Below are 22,455 nucleotides of genomic sequence, written 5' to 3' on the forward strand. Positions count from 1 at the left end.
TACACTACTTTCCCCGGCAGCACCCCCCATGTGCCATACCTCTCACAACTAGAAAATCTGGAGGCGCGTTTCATGTATATGACAGCGAGAGAACAAAAATTAATGAAACATCTTTTACTGCAGAACCGATACGAGACAGTGCATGAACTGGCAGAAGCTTTACAAGTCAGCACAAGAACCGTTCACCGCGAGTTAAAAACAATCAAACCGATGATGAAATCATTCGGCTTGGCACTTGATAAACAGCCCGGCAAAGGACTGAAAGCGGTGGGAAAACCGGAAGATAAACAGAAGCTCCTGTCAGAGCTGTCCTATGAACAGCAGGAATACAGCGCGGAGGAGCGGAAACTTTTAATCCTATGTTCGCTATTAGAGTCCCAAGAGCCGATCAAGCTCTACAGTCTGGCGAACGAGCTCCAAGTGACAAACGCGACGATCAGTTATGATCTCGATGAGCTGGAGACTTGGATTGCTCCCTTCGGCTTGACGCTGATCCGAAAAAGGGGCTTCGGCATTCAGCTGACGGGACCGGAAAATGCGAAACGGAAAATCGTCGGCAATCTCATGGTCAACCGCCTTGATATTCAAACCTTTTTGGAAGCGGTTGAATTCAATATTAAAGGGAAACCCGACGCTGCTGAAAAGATGTTCGGCGTTGTAAATAAAGCGGAACTTTTGAAAATGGACCGGCTCTTGATTCAGCTCAAGGAAAAAATCGCGATCGCTTTATCTGACAGCTCTTACATGGCGCTGGCGGTTCATTTAACCTTTGCGATGGACCGGATCAGACTCGGAGAAACCATCACGATGGAAGCTTCGGAACTAAAAGCGCTGCAGCAGACGAAGGAATACGGCTCCGCGCTCGAAATGGCAAAAGAGCTTGAAAAAGCGTTCGGTGTTTCGATTCCTGAGGCGGAGATCGGCTATATCACCATTCATTTGCGGAGCGCCAACCGCAAATACAAAACCGAATTCAAACCGGAAAACATTGAAGTTGAAACGGCCTTGCAAACGAAGCAGCTGATCGGCTTCATTTCTGAAAAAATAAAAATTGATCTGACGGAAAACGGCTCTTTATATGACGGTTTAATCGCCCATCTGGAGCCTGCGATCAATCGGGTGAAAGAAAGTATCGACATGTACAACCCGATGACTGAGCAAATTAAACGCGACTACTTCCTGCTGTATATGGCCGTAGAAGAAGGAATGGAAAAATTCTTTCCGGGGCTTCGTTTTCCTGATGATGAGATCGCTTTCATCGTTCTTCACTTCGGCTCCGCTCTGGAAATCAAACGGGAAGAGGCGAAGATCAAAGCGCTGATCGTCTGTTCAAGCGGCATCGGGTCGTCCAAAATGCTCGCGTCCAGACTGAAAAAAGAGCTCCCGGAAATCCGTTCCTTTGATATGTCTTCCCTCATCGAACTGAAGAACCGTGACACCTCGGCGTACGATATGATCGTATCCACCGTGCCGATCCCGTATGAAAACATTGATTACGTCATGGTCAGTCCGCTTTTAAATGAAGAAGACGCCGATCAGGTCAAGCAGTACATCAAAAGAAAGATTCCGCTGATTCTTGACAAAAAAAGAAACAGCAAAAGAGAAGAGAAGCAGCCTGAGACGCCTGATATGCTGGAAGCAGCCGGACGTATGGCGCATTACGCGGCGGTTATCCAAAGCGTGCTGCGGAACTTTTCGATCAAATCCATTGATTCACACATGGCGTATGAGTTGTTTTTGAACCATCTCTTTGGCGTGCTTGAGCAAGAAGGATTTGTCCGTCATGCAAAAAAAACCGCACAGCTCCTCACAGAACGTGAAGAACAGGGAGGGCTCGGGATTCCGGGAACGGCGATGGCGCTTTACCATCTCAAAAATGAAGAAATTGTCACGCCTTTTTTCAAAATTTATGATTTGACAGCTCCATGCAGTGTCAAAGGCATGGACGGAAATTCCCTGACCGTCGACCGCGCTTTGGTGATGATGGCGCCGGCTGATATGCCCGCTGAAGGCTCGGAAATATTAAGTGCGGTCAGTTCGGCCATTATTGAATCCGAAGCCAGTATAAAAGCCTTTCAGACAGAGGATGAAGCCGATTTATACAAACGTTTAAACAGGCTGTTTTATCATTTCATTCAGGAGAAAGGACAGCGCTGAACAGGAAGCGCACGCCTCATAAGGCGTGTGTTTTTTTCCGTATGTATGAGGGTAAAGTGAAGGGAGGAAACTAAAAACACGGGACTATTGTATCATTCACCGATGGAATAGTTCTAAAACAAAATAGTTTTACAAGTTATATTTTTTGGTTTAAAATGGGTTGCGTGAGGAAGAAAATCTGACAGAGTTTTTTTGATTTATCATTATGGGAGATGAAAATATGAAGACATTACAGCATCTGATTCTGCATGACATTTCAAATAGCGAAGAGATCGAAGCTGTAAAAAGCGGTGCGCACACCCTGACCTACGCGGAATATCGAAAACGAATCAATCAGCTTGCACAAGCGCTTCTTGATAAAGGAATAAAAAAAGGCGACAGAGTGGCGATGCTTTGCAAAAACGGCCACGCTTCATCCATCGTTATGTTTGCTGCACTTGAAATCGGCGCGGTGGTTGTGCCGGTCAGCTGGCAATTAACACCGTATGAAATGAAAGGCATTTTGGCAGCCTGTGAGCCGAAAGCTGTTTTTTACGGCACTGAATTTAAAGAGATTATGGAAGAGGTGCTTCCTGCGCTTGAATCTTCCCTTAAACTGAAGGTCGTGACAGGAACTGCTGTAGAGACAACACCTGAGTTTGATGCTTTATTGACAGGCTCCGGCGATACACCGGACGTCGAAACAGTGTCTGAAAACGATACGGCATTGCTGATGTTTACCTCGGGTACGACCGGCAATCCGAAACGCTGCATGGTCACTCACGGCGGCATATACAACTACGTAAATGCGACATTGGCATACACGGGGAGAATGCAGCATGTCCGTTTCTTAGCATGCCACCCGAATTACCATACGAGCGCGATTATTTGCCAGATGGTCGGCACGATGAGCGGAACGACATTCGTTATGACAGACAATCAGGACCCTCTTGAAAACTTGAAGCTCATCGAAAAAGAGAAAATTCAAACCGTGATGGCGCTGCCTGTTTATTACACATACCTGCTGAAAGCATGGGAAACGCATCAGACTGACATATCTTCTATCGTTTATATGATGACGGGAGGCACAAAGGTGCCAAGCAGCCTGATCCAGCAGTATCAGGACATCGGCATTCCGCTCATGCACGGATACGGAAGCACTGAAGCATGGGGCATCAGCTCTTGGAATCCGCAAATGGGAATGGATAAAGCCGCTTCTGCGGGTAAACCGATGGAAGAAGTGGACGTCCGCGTTGTAGATCCGGAAACAGGAGAAGTCCTTCCGCAAGGCTCAATCGGAGAAGTCGTTGTGACAAGTCCGTTTTTATTCAAAGGCTATGAAGGTAACGAAGAAGCGACACGAAAAGTGCTGAAAGACGGCTGGTTCCATACCGGTGATTCCGGATATGTTGATGAAGACGGATTTATCTTTATCACCGGACGTTATAAAGATGTCATCATCTACGGCGGCGATAATATTTATCCTGACCAGATTGAAGAGGTCATTCAGCAAGTGCCGGGAATTCTCGAAACGGCTGTTGTCGGTATCCCTGATCCGCTTTACGGTGAAAAACCGAAAGCGTTTATCGTGACAAACGGCAGAGAAGGCCTGACAGAAGAAGAAGTGACACGATTCCTTCAAGAACGTCTTGCTGCCTTTAAAATTCCGGAAATTGAGTTCGTCAGCGAACTTCCGAAAAACAACCTTGGAAAAGTGAAAAAAGACGTGCTCCGCAAACAAGCGGTCCGTTCATAATTGAAAACAAAAACCCGGCTGCCCGCCGGGTTTTTTTCGTGCGTTCCATGTGAAACATTTTTCTCCGAAAACGTTTTGAACTGTTTCAATTATGTTTATCCGGCAGACAGCCGAGGTAGACATGAAGTAAGACATCGAACAAGAAGGAGGAACTTGACATGGAAAACAACTATCCGAAGGAATTCCCGGCGGAATCACAAAACCGCCAGCCGGCATTGAGAGCGAAATGAAGCCGGCGCCTGTTTACGAATACAAAGAATATAAAGGCGCTGATAAATTAAAAGGGAAAACCGCGCTTATCACAGGCGGTGACAGCGGTATCGGCCGCGCCGTAGCGGTTGCTTACGCAAAGGAAGGCGCAAATGTCGCAATCGTCTATTTTGATGAACACGGAGATGCGGAAGATACAAAAAAACGTGTGGAGGAAGAAGGCGTAAAATGCCTGTTAATCTCCGGCGATGTCGGTGAGGAAGACTTTTGTAACGAAGCGGTTGAAAAAACGGTTGAAGAATTCGGTCGTCTCGATATTCTCGTGAATAACGCCGCGGAACAGCATCCTAAAGAAAGCATTAAAGACATAACAAGCGAGCAGTTTCACAGAACCTTTAAAACCAACTTTTACTCACAATTTTATTTGACTAAAAAAGCGATTGATTACATGAAGCTGGGCAGCGCAATCATCAATACGACATCCATTAATCCGTACAGAGGAAATCCGCAGCTGATCGACTATACGGCAACGAAAGGCGCGATTAACGGTTTTACGAGATCAATGGCGCAAGCGCTCGTCAAAGACGGTATCCGCGTCAACGCCGTAGCGCCGGGGCCGATCTGGACACCGCTGATTCCGGCGACATTCTCAGGAGAAACAGTCGCTTCCTTCGGCCAGGATACGCCGATGGGACGGGCCGGCCAGCCTGTTGAGCATGTCGGCTGTTATGTGCTCTTGGCTTCAGATGAATCATCCTATATGACCGGCCAGACGCTGCATGTCAACGGCGGCGGATTTGTGACCACATAAGGGGGCTGAAGCATGACGATATCGAAGCATGATGTGAATGCATACTATCAAAAAGCGGGAATCGTTCTGACCGATGATGAAGTCGAAGACATTCAAATCATGGATTATGGCTTAGGCAAGCTTCAGGAAACAGGGCTTCAGCTGTTTATTTACGTGAATACAGACCGTTACTGTTCGAAAGAATTGGTGCTCTTTCCGCGCCAGACGTGTCCCGAACACCGCCATCCGCCGGTCAGCGGCGAAAAGGGAAAACAAGAGACATTCCGCTGCCGCTGGGGGAAGGTGTATCTCTACGTGGAAGGCGAAAAGACAGAACACCCAAGCGTCCTCCCGCCGGAAGAAGATAAGGAATACTACACTGTCTGGCATGAGATTGTGCTTGAACCGGGCGGACAATACACCATTCCCCCGGATACGAAACATTGGTTTCAAGCGGGAGAAGAAGGGGCGGTCATTACGGAAATGTCATCGACCAGTACGGATGATCACGACATTTTCACCGACCCGCGCATTTAAGGATGAGGCTGCGCGCCTCATCTTTTTTTGTATGGAAAAAAATGAATTTACCTGTATAATGGCTAATAAAGGAAAGGAGGTGTGATCGTGTTTTCCTGTCAAATCCGGGAACATCTGACGATCAGATTGCTTGCCAAAGAAGATACGGACGAATTGTATTCTGTTATAAAACGAAATCAAAACCATCTCAGCGAATGGCTCAGCTGGGCGGAAGAACTGGCTGATATCGATACGTACCGCGATGTGATCATTCCGGAATGGCGTTATAAATACGCCGAAGAGAATGGTTTCGACGCCGGCATTTTTGTGAAGGGCCGGTTTTGCGGCATGATCAGTATCCATAATGTCGATGCAGCCAATCAAAAAGCGGACATCGGCTACTGGCTGGATCAAGAGCATGAAGGGTTCGGCATCATCACCGCGAGCTGCCGGGCAGTCATTTCCCATGCATTTCAGGATCTCGGGCTGAACCGAATCATGATCAGCGCCGCTGAAAAAAACACGAAAAGCAGGGCGGTGGCGGAACGGCTCGGATTTCAAAAAGAAGGACTGACGAGAGAAGGCATTTTCGTACAGGGCGCCTATCATGACGCGGTGAACTACAGCATGCTGAAGCGTGAATGGAGCGAAGATCGGCAGAAGAGCACATTTCTTGGTTTAAATGTCTCCCCGATGTGGAAAAGTAACAGCGGAGACGTTAAAAAGGAGTGATTCTTCATGAATCAGAATGAAATCAAACAAAAAGTGCTCGAAGTGCTGGATCATCATAAAGTCGGTTCGCTTGCGACTGTAGAGCAAGGCAATCCGCATTCCCGCTATATGACATTTTTCCATGACGGCTTAACGATTTACACGCCGACAAGCAAAGACACTCATAAAGCGGAAGAAATTGAAAACAATCCGAATGTTCATATTTTGTTGGGGTATGACTGTGAAGGATTCGGTGACGCTTATGTGGAAGTAGCCGGAACCGCAAAGGTCAACAACTCAGCCGATTTAAAAGAAAAGCTGTGGGATCCGAAACTGGAACGCTGGTTCGACGGTAAAGACGATCCGAATCTGGTGATTCTTGAAATTGAACCGAAGCAGATCAAGCTCATGAACGCGGGCGAAAAAACGCCGGCCGAGCTGGAACTTTAATAAATCATTTGATCATTCAGGGGCAATCTGTTATACTTAACTGCTAAGTGACAACATGCAAATAAAAAAGAAAGTAAACTTCTTTTTTCTGTTTTGATAAAGAAGCTTCAGGCTTCAACGGACAGCTTGAAAAAAAGCTGAGCTTATTCTTTTCCTTCTGAAATTCGCCCCTAACGAAGAGATGGAAAAAAGACTTTTTGTTTTACAATTCACACCGGCGCGGCTTCGGAGCCGCAGTGACGATTGAGAGGTAGGGCTTTCGTTGTCTTGTGTTCAAGAACTTCCATGGTGTTTACTTTCGAAGAATGATTCTGTCGGAACTGTAATGTACGAATCACCCGCGGGCTAAGGCGGGAAACCATATATTATTTATTTGCGTAAGAAAAGAATAAGACAAAACCGCACCGGACATCCGGGCGGTTTTTTTATTTGGCCGGCCGAAACCTCGCCGCAGTCTGCAGAGTCTAATCAGTATGAAAAGATTTGGAGGAATCATACATTGCACGTTATTACTTCACAAGTACTGTTTATCTTCTGTTTTCTGCTGTTGATACATTCGATTGAAACACTTGCATATGCGACACGGCTTTCCGGCGCGAGAGTCGGATTTATCGCGTCCGCGCTGTCATTATTTAATGTCATGGTCATTGTGTCCCGCATGTCAAACATGGTCCAGCAGCCGTTTACCGGACATCTGATTGACGCCGCCGGATCAAATGCCCTGTCTGTTGTGAGCGCCCAGTTTCGCTTTTTAATATTCGGCTCCACGGTCGGAACGATGCTCGGCATCTGCCTCCTGCCGACATTTGTTGCGTTATTTACCCGGGCGATTATACATTTGGCGGACGGAGGCGGCTCCGTCATGCAGGTATTTAAAAAAGGATTTTCACTGAACGGGCTGAAGCAGGCGCGTTCTTATATCAGATTGCCGTCAGTTTCCTATTTAAAAGGGCTTCAATTCCGAATGATCCCGAAGCGCTTGTTTGTCATTAATATGGTTATTACGTCTATTTACACGATCGGCGTACTGTCCGCTCTGTACGCCGGCCTTCTGGCGCCTGAGCACAGCACGACGGCCGTGATGGCATCAGGATTAATCAACGGGGTTGCGACCATGCTTCTGGCTGTGTTTGTTGACCCGAAAGTATCCGTACTGGCAGATGATGTCGCGAAGGGCAAGCGAAGCTATGTTTCCTTAAAATGGACATCATTGACGATGGTGACGTCAAGGGTCGCTGGCACGCTTCTCGCCCAGCTCGTTTTCATTCCCGGCGCGTATTATATCGCCTGGGTGACGAACTGGCTGTAGGTCATGCAAAAAAAGCTCCTCTATAAAAGAGGAGCTTTTTTTATTTATAATTTCTCAGGCCGCGGTCATAAATAAAATTGCCGAACGGGATAAAAGCCGCGATAAAACCGGCGGCTGACCATTTCACATGCCATTTGACAGTGAACGCCGCATACGCCAGCACTGCCAAATAAATAATAAACAACCCGCCGTGAATGGATCCGGCAATGGTGACGGCGAGCGGATGATGTGCCCAATAATTCAGCGGCATCGCGATAAACAGCAGCACCAAAAGCGACATCCCTTCAATAAACCCCATCGTGCGAAGCCTGCCGATCGGCGTGTGTAACATACAACTCCCTCCTGTCGGACATCTGATTTTCTATACTATAAGCAATGGGCAGTCCTAATATGACCATTTCGCGACTGTTTCTGAAAAACCTTCATGATTTCAGCCTGTTGTTCTTGTCATTTTACGGATTTCTCTTGATAATATAGCCAAAAGGGTAAGGAAGGACTACAGTCATGAAACTAGATAATGTTGATCTGAGCATCATTAAAGAGCTGCAGCGGGACAGCCGCCTGTCCATGCGGGAGCTTGGAAGAAAAATCAAATTGTCAGCCCCGTCCGTCACAGAGCGTGTCAGGCAGCTTGAATCCTTCGGCGTCATTAAGCGCTATACATTGGACATTGATCAAAAAAAGATCGGGCTTCCCGTTTCCTGCATTGTTGAAGCGACGGTGAAAAACGGAAAATACGATCAATTCAAAACCTACATTCAATCCATTCCCAACATTGAATTTTGTTTTCGGGTCGCCGGCGCGGCGTGTTATATGCTGAAGATTAACGCGGACAGCCTGGAAACGATCGAACACTTCATTAACCGCACCTCTCCGTATGCCCAAACCGTGACCCACGTCATTTTCTCAGAAATTGACACAAAAAACGTCCTCGATTAGAGAGAGCGTGAGGAAGTCTGTTATAATAACAGGATGAGTGTGAAAGAAAGAGAAGTGAAAAAGCATGTCAAAAACAGTTGTATTAGCTGAAAAACCTTCAGTCGGCCGGGACTTGGCCCGCGTTCTGAAGTGTCATAAAAAAGGAAACGGATACCTTGAAGGCGACCGCTACATCGTCACGTGGGCGCTCGGACATCTGGTAACGCTCGCTGATCCTGAAGGATACGGCAAAGAGTATCAATCATGGCGGCTTGAGGACCTGCCGATTATTCCGGAACCTTTGAAGCTCGTCGTCATTAAAAAAACAGGAAAACAGTTCAATGCGGTCAAAGCCCAGCTTATCCGAAAAGACGTCAGCGAGATCGTAATCGCTACAGACGCAGGACGGGAAGGGGAGCTTGTGGCCCGCTGGATTATCGAGAAGGCAAACGTCCGCAAACCGATTAAACGGCTGTGGATTTCCTCTGTGACAGATAAAGCGATTAAAGAAGGATTCCAAAAGCTCCGCAGCGGCAAAGAATACGAAAACCTGTATCATTCCGCCGTCGCCAGAGCGGAAGCGGATTGGATCGTCGGCATCAACGCGACCCGCGCGCTGACGACAAAATTTAACGCGCAGCTGTCATGCGGACGCGTCCAGACTCCGACATTGGCGATGATCGCCAAGCGCGAAGCGGATATTCAGGCGTTCACACCGGTTCCTTATTACGGTCTCCGCGCGGCGGCTGATCAGATGACGCTGACATGGCAGGATAAAAAAACAAAGCAGACAAGAACGTTCGACCAGACGGTGACCGGCCGTTTGGCAAAAGACCTGCAAGGAAAGCCGGCAGTCATTTCAGAATTGAAAAAAACAGCGAAGAAAAGCTTCGCCCCCGGTCTTTACGACTTGACGGAATTGCAGCGGGACGCTCATAAGCGCTTCGGTTTTTCCGCAAAAGAGACGCTGTCGGTGCTTCAAAAGCTGTATGAACAGCATAAGCTTGTCACGTACCCGCGGACGGATTCCAGATTCCTTTCCGCAGACATCGTGCCGACCTTAAAAGACCGATTAAACGGCATGGAAGTCAAGCCGTACGCACAATACGTCAATCAAATACTGAAGCGCGGCGTCAAAGCGCATAAAGGATTCGTCAATGATGCCAAGGTATCTGATCACCATGCCATCATTCCGACAGAGGAGCCGCTGATTCTTTCAAGCCTCAGCGACAAAGAACGCAAGCTGTATGATCTGATCGCCAAACGTTTTCTCGCCGTGTTAATGCCGGCGTTCGAATACGAAGAAACAAAGGTCACAGCCGATATCGGCGGCGAAACATTTACCGCAAAAGGGAAAACCGTTCAATCGCCGGGCTGGAAAGCCGTGTATGATATGTACGAGGATGACGACGATCATGAGGAAGACAAAGACCAGACGCTGCCGGCTCTTCAGCAGGGTCAGCGCCTCTCTGTCTCATCATTGAAAGAAACGAGCGGACAGACGAAACCGCCGGCGCGCTTTAATGAAGGCACGCTGTTATCCGTGATGGAGAACCCAAGCGCCTTTATGCAGGGAGAAGAGAAGAACCTTGTGAAAACGCTTGGCGAAACCGGGGGACTCGGAACGGTCGCCACCCGCGCTGATATCATTGAAAAACTGTTCAACAGCTTTTTGATCGAGAAAAAGGAAAAAGACATTTTCATCACGTCAAAAGGGAAGCAGCTCTTACAGCTCGTCCCGGAAGATTTGAAATCACCGGCGTTAACCGCCGAGTGGGAGCAAAAGCTCTCCTCCATCGCCGCTGGGAAACTGAAATCCGCCGTGTTTATTAAAGACATGAAATCATATGCGGGCAAAACGGTGAAGGAAATCAAAAACAGCAGCCAAACCTTCAGACATGATAACATTTCAGGCACCGCCTGCCCTGATTGCGGCAAAATGATGCTTAAAGTCAACGGCAAACGCGGCACGATGCTCGTGTGTCAGGATCGGGAGTGCGGCAGCCGGAAAACGGTGGCGAGAAAAACAAACGCCCGCTGTCCGAACTGCCATAAGAAAATGGAGCTTCGCGGCCAGGGTGAAGGCCAAACCTTCGCATGTGTGTGCGGCCACCGGGAGAAATTATCCGTCTTTGAAAAGCGCAAAGCGAAAGATAAATCCGGACGCGCATCCAAGCGGGACATCAACTCTTATATGAAAAAACAAAACAATGATGAGCCGATGAACAACGCGCTGGCAGAACAGCTGAAAAAACTCGGCCTGGATAAATAAATGAGAGAAAGGCAGCATTTGTAAAGAAATGCTGCCTTTTGTCGTGTTTTTTACTGTATTGGGAATACAATCCATACAAAGAGGGAAAAGGGGAGCAGGCGGCGCTCCTATTTTTAAAATTTACCAATGTGAAAAAATGCTAGTATTCTTTGATCGTTTCTTATATAGTAAAAATACTTTGTGGAAAAATAAGATATAGGTATAAAAAAGGATTTGTGAACTAGGAGGATAGACTGTGAAGCGTTTCGGTTTTAGTTTGATGATCCTTTTGATTTCGATCGTGCTGACGGCAGGATGCACGGAGGCCGGCATTGAAAAACAGACGGCCGTTGAACCGTCCGAACCCCTTCAGCCCGCAGAGCATTTTATTTATCATAAACTGATGAACGGACGCGGAATGATCAAGACGAACATATCCGGTGAACCGGAATATTTATCTGAGTCTCTCGGACTATGGATGGAATTTTTGCTGAGCAGGAAAGATGAACGGCAGTTTCAAGCCCAGTATCAGCTGCTCACCGATTCGTTTCTTATGAAAAACGGGCTCGTGTCGTGGAAGATTGACCGGAATAAAGCAAGCGGCACCAATGCCTTAATTGACGATTTCAGAATCATGGGTTGTCTGAATGAGGCCGCATCTCTGTGGGGAAACAGTGAATACGGGAAAACAGCGGTGCAAATCGGGAAGGCGCTGGAAAAATACAATACGAATGACGGGTATTTTACGGATTATTATGATGCCGCTTCACATGCTGCATCAAAGACCGTGACGTTGTCTTATGTCAGCCCCGGCGCCTTACAGATGCTGAGAGAACAGGGGATTATCGATGAGAAAACGGAAAACCGGAATCTTGATGTTCTCAATCTTGCACCCCTGAAAAATGGCTTTCTGCCGAAATCGTTCAATACCGAAACAAAGGAATACAAATATGACAGTGAAGTCAATGTCATCGACCAGTTATATGCCGCCGTGAATCTGAAACGGGGCGATGACAAAGCCGCCGCGCTGTCAAAATGGATCATAAATGAATTTAAGTCGCGCGGACAGCTGTACGGACGGTACAGCGCAGACACGAAGGAGCCGGCTGTTCAATACGAATCACCGTCCGTTTACGCCCTGGCCGTTCTTTTTTTAACAGAGCAAAAAGCTGATCCGGCTGTCATCAAGCCGCTTTATGAAAGAATGACTTCATTTGAAACGCTGGAAACGCTGAAACCTGATTACGGCGGCTATATGAGCGGGGGCGATACACATTCTTTCGATAACCTGCTGCCGCTTCTGGCTGAAAGGAAATTGTTTAATGAAAATATCATTCAATGAATCACAAAAACTATGCAGCTACACAGCTGTGATGACAGTGCTGCTGTCATTTTTTATTTACTATGTGTCACAGCAATCCTCAGGGCTTCTCATGACCTGTATAACATTGCTTGTCGCGGGAGCCGGCTTATGGTTTGGGGCGATCTACGCGCTCGTCATCACTTTACTCGTCTTATTTGTTCTCGGCAGCCTGCTCCTGTGGTTTCAGACCGGGAGTTTTATGGCGTCTGCCGGTGCCGAAGGTCTGCAGATGCTGGTCGTGTGGGGGATCGCGCTGCTGCTCTTTTCCTACATGTCGGGAAGAATACACGATTTGGCCAAGGGGCTGGATCGCTCAGTTAAGCAGCTGCGGGAAGAGATCACGAGCTTTGTGGCCGTCGACAGGGTGACGGGCTTTGACAATCATCTCCGGATGAAGCTGGAACTCTCTGAGGAAATCAAGCGGGCGGAACGCTACGGCAATTCCTTCGTCTTTTTGCTGCTGCACATGCATTATTTCAAGGAATTCAAATCTCTCTACGGAGAAAAAGAGACCGACCGCCTGCTGGCATTTATCAGCCGCCAAATCCGTTCAAGCGTACGGGAAACAGACAAAAAATTCAGGCCGTCTGCCGAACGGTTCGGCATCGTGCTGACCCATACGCCTGAAGAAAACATGCCGGCCGTTCTGGCGAAGCTGAAAAAGGAATTGGATACGTACAGGCTGCAAAACGGTAAATACGTCTCAATCACTTTCCGTGTATGCTATTTGGCGTACCGAAAGGATTTAAAAACGGCCGATCAATTTTTAAATGAACTGGAAAACGAGATGATGATGAATGAACTCTAAATGGATATGTCTCTTATTGGCGGCGCTCTTCATGGTTTCGGCGGTTTATGTTCCCCGTACGGCGGAAGCAAAAGACAAAAAGGACGGCATTCTCATTATTTATACAAGCACGGACGGCGAAGAAACCGCTGAAGTCAAAATGCTTGATTTGATCGCGGGCCATTTCTCATCCGCCGTCACCGTTAAAAGCGACGGAGATATCACAGCCGCTGACCTTAAAAAAAATCGGCGAGTCATCTATTACGGCGTAACGAAGAAAAAGCTCAGCAATCATTTTGTATCTCTGATCAGCAGCATGCCGCAGCAGCTCATCAGCATCGGCTATAACGCCGGGCAGTTCCGCCAATTTACGGGTTTGTCCCTGACAGAAAAAGAAACGGTCTACCGCATATACGGCAAGAAAGAAAAAACAGACATGCCGCTTGAAAAAGGAATGTCCGTGCTCGGCGTATCAGGAGTAAAAGGGGAACCCCTTTATACATACCGATCCGGTGACGGCAGCACCCGTCCTTTTATATGGAAAACGGCGCGCTCTGACTGCTATTTCGGTGTGACCAGCCTGTTAAATGATTCGTTTCTGACGGCGAAAGAACTGCGTAAGGCGTTCGGAGAATCAGAGGGAAGCACCCTCCTTTATTTGCGGCTTGAAGACATCAGCCCGATGTCGGATGAAACATTGCTTTATCAAGCAGGAGCTTACCTGCATAAAAGACACATTCCGTTTATTCTGGCGGTGATTCCGGTCTATCTCAACCCGGAAAACGGAGAAAAAGTATATCTGGCGGACAAGCCGAAAATGGTAAGCGTCCTGAAAAAACTTCAGCAAATGGGCGGCAGCATCATTATCCACGGCTATACGCATGCATACCGGTACAGTGAAACGGGAGAAGGCTTTGAATTCTGGGACGCCAAAGCGGATCAGCCGATTACGTCGGAAAATGCGGACGATACCCCGGTCAAGCTTGAAAAGGAACAGGATTTTCCGAATGAAAAAGCGTACCGGGCGTATGTGAAGCCTTTTCGGGAAAAAGAAAAAATCTACACGGGAACGAAGCTGGAGCAGGCGATTGACGATCTGACAGAGCTCGGCCTTTACCCGCTGTCATTCGAAGCGCCGCATTATACGATGTCTGAAGAAGGCTACAAAATCGCGTCTTCTTATTTCTCCAGCATTTTCGGCCAAGTCCAGCTCAGCGGCACGACGTGGAAAACCTCGGGCGCCCCTCCGTTCGTCACAAAGCCGGCTATGCTGGACGGGATGACGCTTTACCCTGAAACAATCGGCTTTGCCGATAACTCAAAGGAGAACCCGCTCGGAGATATGGAGAATCGCATCTCCCGGATGATTGATTTCGGCGGCGGTGTGGCGGGAGGTTTCTACCATCCGTATCTCGGCATGAAATATCTTCCCGAGCTCGTCAATCAAAAGCGGATTCCCGGCGGCGAGTGGCTCGATCTGAAGAAAACGAAGCAAACGGTGACGTCGGCGAGCGTCAGGATCAAAACGGACGGAGACGGAACCATTCATGTGGAAAACAAGATTCATCCGATAACGGCCTTTTTCAATCACCATCAGCAGACGCCTCTGGAAAAGGCGCTTTGGATTCTCTCCGGCGTGGTGCTATTGTTTATCATCATGTTCGTCTGCTATGTCCTTTATTTGCGCGCCACATTAAAAAAACGAATCTTTAAGGAGAGAAGAAGCCTTGAGTAACATTCTGTTTTTTATCTCATTAAGTTTAATATGGGTGATGCTTCTCTATCACATGTTTCTGATGCAGGGCGGATTCAGGCATTATATGACCTTCGAACGGAACATTCCCAAGTGGCGCGCAAAAATGGGGGAGCTCCCGAAGGTCAGCGTGCTCATTCCCGCGCATAATGAGGAGGTCGTCCTCAGGCAGACGCTGAAGGCGATGGTGAATCTGTATTATCCGAAAGACAGGCTTGAAGTCATCGTCGTGAATGATAATTCCTCCGACCGGACGGGAGACATCGTCGAAGAATTTTCCCGTCAGTATGACTTCATTAAAATGGTCATTACAAAGCCCCCGCACGCCGGTAAAAGAAAATCCTCAGCGCTGAACTCCGGTTTCGCCGAATCGAACGGGGACGTGATCTGCGTGTATGATGCGGACAACACACCGGAAAAAATGGCTGTGTATTACCTGGTTCTCGGTCTGATGAATGATGAGAAAGCCGGAGCGGTTGTCGGGAAATTCCGTGTCATCAACGCGGCCAAAACGCTCCTGACGAAGTTTATCAATATTGAAACCATCTGCTTTCAGTGGATGGCGCAGGGCGGCAGATGGAAATGGTTCAAAATCGCCACCATCCCGGGAACGAACTTCGCGATCAGGAGGAGCATTATCGAAAAGCTCGGCGGCTGGGATGATAAGGCGCTGGCGGAGGATACCGAGCTGACCATCCGCGTGTATAATCTCGGCTATCACATCCGCTTTTTTCCGGCGGCTGTGACATGGGAGCAGGAGCCTGAAACATGGAAGGTCTGGTGGCGCCAGCGGACAAGGTGGGCGCGCGGCAACCAATACGTGGTTCTCAAGTTTTTATCCCAATTTTTCAAGCTGAAACGCAAGCGGATTATCTTCGATTTGTTTTACTTCTTTTTTACGTATTTTCTGTTTTTCTTCGGTGTGATCATGTCAAACACGATTTTTATCATCAATCTTTTTTACGACCTGCATCTGGCAGTCGGGTTTTTGGCGATGATTTTGTGGATACTGGCCTTTTTCCTGTTTATGACCGAGGTCATGATTACCTTTAGCATTGAAAAAACAGAAATGAACAAACAAAACTTCTTTATCGTTTTTCTCATGTACTTTACCTACTCCCAGGCTTGGATCGTGCTCGTCATCTGGTCATTATTCACAGAGATTAAGCACCGCTTGTTCAAGCAGGAAGTCAAGTGGTACAAGACGGAGCGATACAATCAAAATAAAAGCGGGTGACCTTTTTGAAAAAAGCGATCATATTGATAACAGGCCTTTTGCTATTGATGTATAACGGGCAGACGGCCGCGGCTCAGGAATTAAAAACGGACGGTTCCGCCCTCGGAAAAAGCGCCGGCGCAAAAGAGCAGCAGGCGCTGACGGGTGATCTGATGACACTGTACGGGGCGAAAGACAGCTCAGAACTGACCTACCAGATTCCTGCGGGGGCTTCAGATGCCAATCAGTCGCTTCTGATTGATTACGAGGCGTCAAATTTATTAATTGCCCCGTCTTCTTTAACCATTGCCATTGACAATGAACCCGTCAAATCCATAAAGCTTGACGGCAGCTCCAAGCGGAAAACGGTAAAGCTCAATCTCAGCAAAAGCCAATCCGCCCAAGGCTATCACAATGTATCATTGCAATTTTACGGTGTATTAAAAGAGGGTGTCTGCGTCAGGCAGGATACGTCAGGCAACTGGATAAAGATTTATCCGGACAGCCGCCTTATGCTTTCAGAAGCAAGCAAGTCCAAGGGAGCGGATCTCAGCCATTTCCCGTATCCGTTTGCCCAATCAGGCAATACGGGTGAAGAAACCGATATTATCCTTCCTGACAAACCGACCTCGGCGGAAGCGGAAGCCGCAGTCAAAACAGAAGGATTTCTGAAAACGGCGGACAGCAGGCTGAAAGTATCATACGTAAAAGAATCCGATGCAGGCAAAATCAGCAATCCGTCAATTGTCATCGGCGCCGGACATCATTGGAACGGCAAAATCAAACAGCTTATCGAACGGGGAAATATCAAAGCGGAAGGAAACAAACTCCTTCTCGCGGAACGGGTGCTGACCGCCGGAGACAAACGTCAGCCCGTCCAGTTTGTCACGGCACAATCAGACAAAACGCTGGCAGATAAAATCCGCGTCATTACAGACAGCGCTTATTCAGGCCAGCTGAGCGGAGACTCACTGATGATCGGCCGTCTTCAGCCCGCTGCTGAAAAGACAGGCAATAAACTGACACTAGACGATTTCGGCGCGGGAAATGTAACGGTCGGATCAAACAAAACGGCGTCAGAGCACTTCTTTTACCCTGCGGCGGCCGCTGTTGATAAAGACGGGCAGGTCAAGCTTTCGCTCACATTAAAGACGTCGGAATCGGTCCGGACGAAGACGGATTCTAAAGATGTTGACGCTGAGAGAGCAGAGCTTAACGTCATGGTCAACGGACAGCCGAATGCGGTGCATCTTGATGATCTCGGCAATAAGGATAAAGACGGGTTTTATCACGTCACAATTCCGATTGATCCGAAGCTTTTGCGAAGCAGCAGGTATATTGATCTGCAATTTGTCACATCAGGTTTGAAAAATAACAATCCGTGTATCGACCGTGACGAAAACAAATGGGTCTATATTGATAAAAGCAGCACGCTGACTTACCCGGTAAGCGGCGCGACGCAAAAACCGGATTTCGGGCAATGGCCGCTCCCGTTTGCAGGTGACGTGAAGAAGAAAACAGTGATCGTCATCCCGGATAACGTAAACATGCAGACACTTAAAGAACTTTCTCTGGTGACGGACTCATTCGGAAACGGCGCCCGTCAGGCATATACCGTTAAGACGGCATCAGATATGAAGGAAGCGGACGCCAAAGGCCGGAATGTTGTGTTTATCGGAGGCTTGCCGCAAATTCCGCTTTTGAAATCAAACGCATCTAAGCTTCTCGTGCCGTCAGACCGAAGCGGCGCTTACGATGTTTCTTCGTTTCAGATGCTGAATGAGACGACGAAACAAATCGCATTTACACAGGAATCACCTTGGGACTCCGGCTCCGGCATAGCTGTTTTTGCTCCGTTATCAGGAAGCGGCGCGGCTGTCACAAAAGAGCTGATCAGCTTTTTAGACAGCTCAAGCGAAGCGGCAACCGTCATCAACGAAACGGGCAGCAAGCAGCTGTTTTCGAACCATCAGCAAATCAAATCCGATGACAGCAGTCCATCGGCTGATACGAAAAACCCGTCCGCCGCACCGAACGTCACGTATATCGCTGTTTTCGCAGCGCTTATTCTCATTGCGGCCGGTCTGATATGGCTCACGGCAAGAAGGAAAAAAAGAAAAACGGGCAATGAAAAAAGTGAAGAATAATGAAAGGAAAAGAGGCTGTTAACAGGCCTCTTTTTCTGTATTTTTATTTCCATTTTTGGGGGAGGTTTTTTTATTTTTGAAACAGCATAAAAGCCCCTTTACAACCGGACGGGACGGGAGTATGATCTCTTTTATAATCTATATCGCTTAATCTGTATCCAGAGCGGGGGAACCAATTTGCGGCGCATGATGCCGCTTGGGGTGAATCCTTTTTCAGGTAGGGCCAACTCTCATAAGCCCGAATCCGACAGCTAACCTCGTAAGCGTTCATGAGAGGAGATGAATGAAACCTGTGCACGATTATGGCGCAGGGGCATCCGTTTGCCTCTGTGTTTTTTTGCCGTGCTGAAATATGGCATGCAATCAGCATTCGGAGACATCATAGCAGTAAGGGTTTGTAAATCAAACGGAAAATGAAAAAAAGGGGAAGACAACAAATGTACCATTCAATCAAAAGATTTTTGATTGGGAAACCACTGAAATCACAGGCGGCCGGAGAGCAGAAACTGACGAAACTCAAGGCGCTCGCCATGCTTTCTTCAGATGCGCTGTCATCAGTTGCTTATGGAACGGAACAGATTCTGATCATTTTGGCCACGGTAAGCGCGGCCGCGTTTTGGTATTCCATTCCGATCGCTTGCGGCGTTCTCATTTTGCTGCTTGCTTTGATTCTGTCCTACAGACAGATTATTTACGCTTATCCGCAAGGCGGAGGAGCTTATATGGTTTCAAAAGAAAACCTTGGTGAGAAGCCGGGCCTGATTGCGGGCGGCTCATTGCTTGTTGATTATATTCTGACGGTGGCGGTAAGCATTTCTGCCGGAACCGACGCCATTACATCGGCATTTCCGGCTCTGCACCCGTATCATCTGTTCATTGCTGTTTTGCTTGTGATTCTGATTATGATTTTAAATTTGAGAGGACTGTCAGAGTCGGCGTCCATACTGGCGTATCCCGTCTATCTGTTTGTGGCGGCGCTTGTCCTTTTGATCGGCGTCGGGCTGTTTAAGCTCATGACGGGGCAGGTTCATCCGGCCGAACACACGCCGATCGGCACACCCGTAGCGGGCATCACGCTGTTTTTGCTGCTGAAGGCCTTTTCTTCGGGCTGTTCGGCGCTGACTGGTGTTGAAGCCATTTCAAACGCGATCCCGGCTTTTAAAAATCCTCCGGCGAAAAACGCGGCCCGCACTCTGGCCATGATGGGGATTCTGCTGGCGATCTTATTTACGGGGATTACGGTGCTGGCGTACGGATACGGCACAGGACCGAAGCCTGACGAGACCGTCATTTCGCAAATTGCCGCGGAAACTTTCGGCCGCAATACGGTGTATTATTTCATTCAAGGCGTTACATCACTGATTCTCGTGCTTGCGGCGAATACGGGCTTTTCCGCTTTTCCGCAGCTGGCGTTTAATTTAGCGCGCGATCAGTATATGCCGAGAATGTTTACGGTTCGCGGCGACCGATTAGGCTTTTCAAACGGAATTATCTTTCTCGGTATCGCATCCATCCTGCTTATTCTATTATTCGGCGGCCGCACGGAACATCTCATCCCGCTCTATGCCGTCGGCGTGTTCATCCCGTTTACGCTGTCGCAGACGGGAATGTGCATCAAGTGGATCCGGCAGAAGCCGAAGGGCTGGGCCGTTAAAATGCTGATCAATTCTTGCGGCGCCGCCATTTCATTTATGGTGCTGTGCATTTTATTTGCGACAAAGTTCAATCTTGTCTGGCCCGTGCTGTTATTCATGCCTGCTGTCGTCATGCTGTTTTTCGTCATTAAAAATCACTACACCGCAGTCGGCGAACAGCTGCGGGTCGTTGATCAGCAGCCTGAAGAAATTAAGGGAACCGTCGTCATCGTCCCTGTCGCCGGGGTCACCACCGTCGTCCAAAAATCAATTCAGTATGCGAAATCATTATCGGATCAGGTCATTGCGGTTCATGTTTCCTTTGACAGAGAAAACGAAAAGAAGGTGGAAAAGCGCTGGGAAGAGCTTGATAACGGTGTCCGTCTCGTAACCCTGCATTCCTCATACCGCAGTCTGGTTCACCCGTTTGATAAATTTTTGGAAACGGTCGAACAGAAAGCAAGAAAAGAACAGTTCTCCGTAATGGTGCTGTTTCCGCAATTCATTACGAAAAAACGCTGGCAGACCATCCTCCACAACCAATCAGCCTTCTTGCTCCGCGTCCGGCTGTTTTGGAAGAAGGACATCATCGTCGCCACACTGCCGTATCATTTTAAAAAGTAACATCAAAGACCGCAGGCCTTAGTGCCGCGGTCTTTTTTTCGTCAAACGCTGAGAATGCTACAGGTGCACGTCCCCGTGTTTCAACCCGTTGTAAAAAGGGCATGAATACAGGTAAAAGGAGGATGCAGTATGCCAAGTAAAACAGCAGGACATGTAATGACAGAGCTGCTTGAACAATGGGGAGTCGGTCATATATACGGCATTCCCGGAGACAGCATTAATGAATTTATCGAAGAATTGAGACATGAACGAAACAACCTGACATTCATCCAAACCAGGCACGAGGAAGTCGCAGCCCTGGCCGCCGCGGCTGAGGCAAAACTGACCGGACAGATCGGTGTCTGCCTTTCCATCGCAGGGCCGGGGGCCGTTCATCTGCTGAACGGTTTATACGACGCCAAAGCGGACGGCGTTCCGGTGCTGGCGATTGCGGGACAGGTTGCTTCCGATGAAATCGGCCGTGACAGCTTTCAGGAAATCAAATTAGAGCAAATGTTTGAAGACGTGGCGGTATTCAACCAGCAAGTACATACGGCAGAAGCGCTGCCCGATCTTCTGAATCAGGCGATCCGTACGGCTTACAGCAAAAAAGGGGTTGCCGTCTTAACCGTATCTGATGATTTATTCGCGCAAAAAATCAAACGGGAGCCGGTTTATACGTCGCCGATATACCTTAAAGCTGATATAGAGCCGAAAAAAGAGCATCTCGTGACATGCGCGCAATATATTAACAACGCAAAAAAGCCGGTCATTCTCGCCGGCCAAGGGTTAAAATCGGCAAAAGAGGAGCTGCTCGCATTCGCCGATAAAGCGGCCGCGCCGATTGTCATTACTCTTCCGGCAAAAGGCGTCGTGCCTGACAGCCATCCGCACTTTCTCGGGAATCTCGGGCAGATTGGCACAAAGCCCGCCTACGAAGCAATGGAGGAATGCGATCTCTTGATCATGCTCGGCACATCGTTTCCGTACAGGGATTATCTCCCGGACGATACGCCCGCCATCCAGCTTGATTCGGATCCGGCGAAAATCGGCAAACGCTATCCAGTCAATGCGGGAATCGTCAGTGATGCGGCTCTTGGGCTGAAAGAGCTGACGGAATACATTGAATATAAAGATGACAGAAGATTTTTAGAAGCCTGCACCGAGCACATGAAGCATTGGTGGAAAGAAATCGAAAAGGATGAAACCGAAGCGACTCATCCGCTCAGGCCGCAGCAGGTCATTGCCCGGCTTCGGGATGCTGCCGCAGAGGATGCCGTCCTGTCAGTGGATGTCGGAACGGTCACGGTGTGGATGGCCCGGCATTTTAAAATGAAGAAGCAGGACTTTATCGTATCAAGCTGGCTCGCCACGATGGGATGCGGGCTTCCGGGAGCCATTGCCGCAAGCCTTGCCGAACCCGGACGGCAATCCATCGCCATTTGCGGAGACGGCGGATTTTCAATGGTGATGCAGGATCTGCCGACGGCTGTTAAATATAAACTGCCGATTACGGTTATTATTTTAAACAACGAAAATTTAGGCATGATCGAATATGAACAGCGAGTCAAAGGCAACATCGACTACGTCACCCAGCTGCAAAATGTGGATTACGCCGCCTTTGCAGAAAGCTGCGGGGCAAAAGGGATCAAAGTGACGAAACACGAGGAATTGGCTCCCGCTTTCCATGAAGCGCTCAACTCAAATGAGCCGGTCGTCATCGACGCCGTCATCGGCGACGAGCCGCCGCTACCGGGAAAAATCACCTACGGCCAAGCGAAAGGCTTCAGCAAATACATGCTGAAAAACTTCTTTGAAAACCAAAAAATCGAAATGCCGTCTCTCAAGAAAAGCTTAAAAAGGCTGTTTTAAAAGCCGGCGTTTATAAAAAATAAACAGGCAGCA

At 48.3% G+C, this 22,455-nt stretch carries 16 protein-coding genes, 1 pseudogene and 1 riboswitch; of the genes and pseudogenes, 16 read left to right on the top strand and 1 reads right to left on the bottom strand.

Annotated elements, in window-relative coordinates:
• Positions 1-72 precede the first annotated feature (72 nt).
• The 7 genes and pseudogenes from MHH91_RS02135 (at position 73) to MHH91_RS02165 (ending at position 7,878) form a co-directional block, all read left to right on the top strand.
• On the top strand, positions 73-2,157 hold the full coding sequence (locus tag MHH91_RS02135) for a BglG family transcription antiterminator (protein ID WP_013351041.1): 2,085 nt from the start codon (positions 73-75) through the stop codon (positions 2,155-2,157).
• A 220-nt stretch (positions 2,158-2,377) separates the two neighbouring features.
• The gene (locus MHH91_RS02140) at positions 2,378-3,892 is read left to right on the top strand and encodes a class I adenylate-forming enzyme family protein (RefSeq protein WP_013351042.1); all 1,515 of its coding nucleotides are present in this window, start codon (positions 2,378-2,380) and stop codon (positions 3,890-3,892) included.
• Between the two features lie 158 nt (positions 3,893-4,050).
• Positions 4,051-4,913, top strand: a pseudogene (locus MHH91_RS02145) (SDR family oxidoreductase).
• A 12-nt stretch (positions 4,914-4,925) separates the two neighbouring features.
• Positions 4,926-5,429: a D-lyxose/D-mannose family sugar isomerase gene (locus MHH91_RS02150; protein WP_013351044.1), complete on the top strand. Its 504-nt coding sequence runs from the start codon at positions 4,926-4,928 to the stop codon at positions 5,427-5,429.
• Between the two features lie 87 nt (positions 5,430-5,516).
• A complete protein-coding gene (locus tag MHH91_RS02155) occupies positions 5,517-6,140 on the top strand; it encodes a GNAT family N-acetyltransferase (protein WP_013351045.1) in 624 nt (207 codons plus the stop codon).
• 6 nt (positions 6,141-6,146) lie between these two features.
• On the top strand, positions 6,147-6,569 hold the full coding sequence (locus MHH91_RS02160) for a pyridoxamine 5'-phosphate oxidase family protein (protein ID WP_013351046.1): 423 nt from the start codon (positions 6,147-6,149) through the stop codon (positions 6,567-6,569).
• A 499-nt stretch (positions 6,570-7,068) separates the two neighbouring features.
• Complete coding sequence (locus tag MHH91_RS02165) at positions 7,069-7,878, top strand: lipid II flippase Amj family protein (RefSeq protein WP_013351047.1); 810 nt, start codon at positions 7,069-7,071, stop codon at positions 7,876-7,878.
• 40 nt (positions 7,879-7,918) lie between these two features.
• Here the strand turns inward: MHH91_RS02165 and MHH91_RS02170 are convergent, their stop codons facing one another.
• A complete protein-coding gene (locus MHH91_RS02170) occupies positions 7,919-8,209 on the bottom strand; it encodes a DUF3817 domain-containing protein (RefSeq protein ID WP_014471441.1) in 291 nt (96 codons plus the stop codon).
• A gap of 173 nt (positions 8,210-8,382) precedes the next feature.
• Here MHH91_RS02170 and MHH91_RS02175 point away from each other — a divergent pair, with 173 nt between their 5' ends.
• The 9 genes from MHH91_RS02175 (at position 8,383) to MHH91_RS02215 (ending at position 22,422) form a co-directional block, all read left to right on the top strand.
• Positions 8,383-8,817 (top strand): Lrp/AsnC family transcriptional regulator, encoded by a 435-nt coding sequence (locus MHH91_RS02175; protein WP_003156263.1) that lies wholly within the window; start codon positions 8,383-8,385, stop codon positions 8,815-8,817.
• A gap of 64 nt (positions 8,818-8,881) precedes the next feature.
• A complete protein-coding gene (locus tag MHH91_RS02180) occupies positions 8,882-11,068 on the top strand; it encodes a DNA topoisomerase III (RefSeq protein ID WP_014471442.1) in 2,187 nt (728 codons plus the stop codon).
• Positions 11,069-11,303: 235 nt separating this feature from the next.
• A complete protein-coding gene (locus MHH91_RS02185; protein WP_013351051.1) occupies positions 11,304-12,389 on the top strand; it encodes a hypothetical protein in 1,086 nt (361 codons plus the stop codon).
• On the top strand, positions 12,370-13,218 hold the full coding sequence (locus MHH91_RS02190) for a diguanylate cyclase domain-containing protein (RefSeq protein ID WP_013351052.1): 849 nt from the start codon (positions 12,370-12,372) through the stop codon (positions 13,216-13,218). The genes MHH91_RS02185 and MHH91_RS02190 overlap by 20 nt, the downstream gene beginning before the upstream one ends.
• Positions 13,208-14,932, top strand: a complete 1,725-nt coding sequence (locus MHH91_RS02195) for a DUF2334 domain-containing protein (RefSeq protein WP_013351053.1) — start codon at positions 13,208-13,210, stop codon at positions 14,930-14,932. Before MHH91_RS02190 ends, MHH91_RS02195 begins: the two co-directional genes overlap by 11 nt.
• The gene (locus MHH91_RS02200; protein ID WP_014471445.1) at positions 14,925-16,187 is read left to right on the top strand and encodes a glycosyltransferase family 2 protein; all 1,263 of its coding nucleotides are present in this window, start codon (positions 14,925-14,927) and stop codon (positions 16,185-16,187) included. The genes MHH91_RS02195 and MHH91_RS02200 overlap by 8 nt, the downstream gene beginning before the upstream one ends.
• Before the next feature lie 5 nt (positions 16,188-16,192).
• The gene (locus MHH91_RS02205) at positions 16,193-18,313 is read left to right on the top strand and encodes a cellulose biosynthesis cyclic di-GMP-binding regulatory protein BcsB (RefSeq protein ID WP_014471446.1); all 2,121 of its coding nucleotides are present in this window, start codon (positions 16,193-16,195) and stop codon (positions 18,311-18,313) included.
• Between the two features lie 134 nt (positions 18,314-18,447).
• Positions 18,448-18,594: riboswitch (cyclic di-AMP (ydaO/yuaA leader) on the top strand.
• A gap of 156 nt (positions 18,595-18,750) precedes the next feature.
• Positions 18,751-20,571, top strand: coding sequence for an APC family permease (locus MHH91_RS02210; protein WP_013351056.1), 1,821 nt, complete (start codon positions 18,751-18,753; stop codon positions 20,569-20,571).
• A 129-nt stretch (positions 20,572-20,700) separates the two neighbouring features.
• A complete protein-coding gene (locus tag MHH91_RS02215) occupies positions 20,701-22,422 on the top strand; it encodes a pyruvate oxidase (RefSeq protein WP_013351057.1) in 1,722 nt (573 codons plus the stop codon).
• Positions 22,423-22,455 lie beyond the last annotated feature (33 nt).

The sequence above is a fragment of the Bacillus sp. FSL K6-2819 genome (assembly GCF_038008305.1).
Lineage (GTDB): Bacteria > Bacillota > Bacilli > Bacillales > Bacillaceae > Bacillus > Bacillus amyloliquefaciens.

What these genes read in the sequence shown, in the direction of transcription:
- MHH91_RS02150 (WP_013351044.1), top strand. Translation starts at nt 4,926, where the DNA reads ATGACGATATCGAAGCATGATGTGAATGCATACTATCAAAAAGCGGGA.
- MHH91_RS02160 (WP_013351046.1), top strand. Translation starts at nt 6,147, where the DNA reads ATGAATCAGAATGAAATCAAACAAAAAGTGCTCGAAGTGCTGGATCAT.
- MHH91_RS02180 (WP_014471442.1), top strand. Translation starts at nt 8,882, where the DNA reads ATGTCAAAAACAGTTGTATTAGCTGAAAAACCTTCAGTCGGCCGGGAC.
- MHH91_RS02140 (WP_013351042.1), top strand. Translation starts at nt 2,378, where the DNA reads ATGAAGACATTACAGCATCTGATTCTGCATGACATTTCAAATAGCGAA.
- MHH91_RS02135 (WP_013351041.1), top strand. Translation starts at nt 73, where the DNA reads ATGTATATGACAGCGAGAGAACAAAAATTAATGAAACATCTTTTACTG.
- MHH91_RS02190 (WP_013351052.1), top strand. Translation starts at nt 12,370, where the DNA reads ATGAAAATATCATTCAATGAATCACAAAAACTATGCAGCTACACAGCT.
- MHH91_RS02215 (WP_013351057.1), top strand. Translation starts at nt 20,701, where the DNA reads ATGCCAAGTAAAACAGCAGGACATGTAATGACAGAGCTGCTTGAACAA.
- MHH91_RS02175 (WP_003156263.1), top strand. Translation starts at nt 8,383, where the DNA reads ATGAAACTAGATAATGTTGATCTGAGCATCATTAAAGAGCTGCAGCGG.
- MHH91_RS02195 (WP_013351053.1), top strand. Translation starts at nt 13,208, where the DNA reads ATGAACTCTAAATGGATATGTCTCTTATTGGCGGCGCTCTTCATGGTT.
- MHH91_RS02210 (WP_013351056.1), top strand. Translation starts at nt 18,751, where the DNA reads ATGTACCATTCAATCAAAAGATTTTTGATTGGGAAACCACTGAAATCA.
- MHH91_RS02170 (WP_014471441.1), bottom strand. Translation starts at nt 8,209, where the DNA reads ATGTTACACACGCCGATCGGCAGGCTTCGCACGATGGGGTTTATTGAA.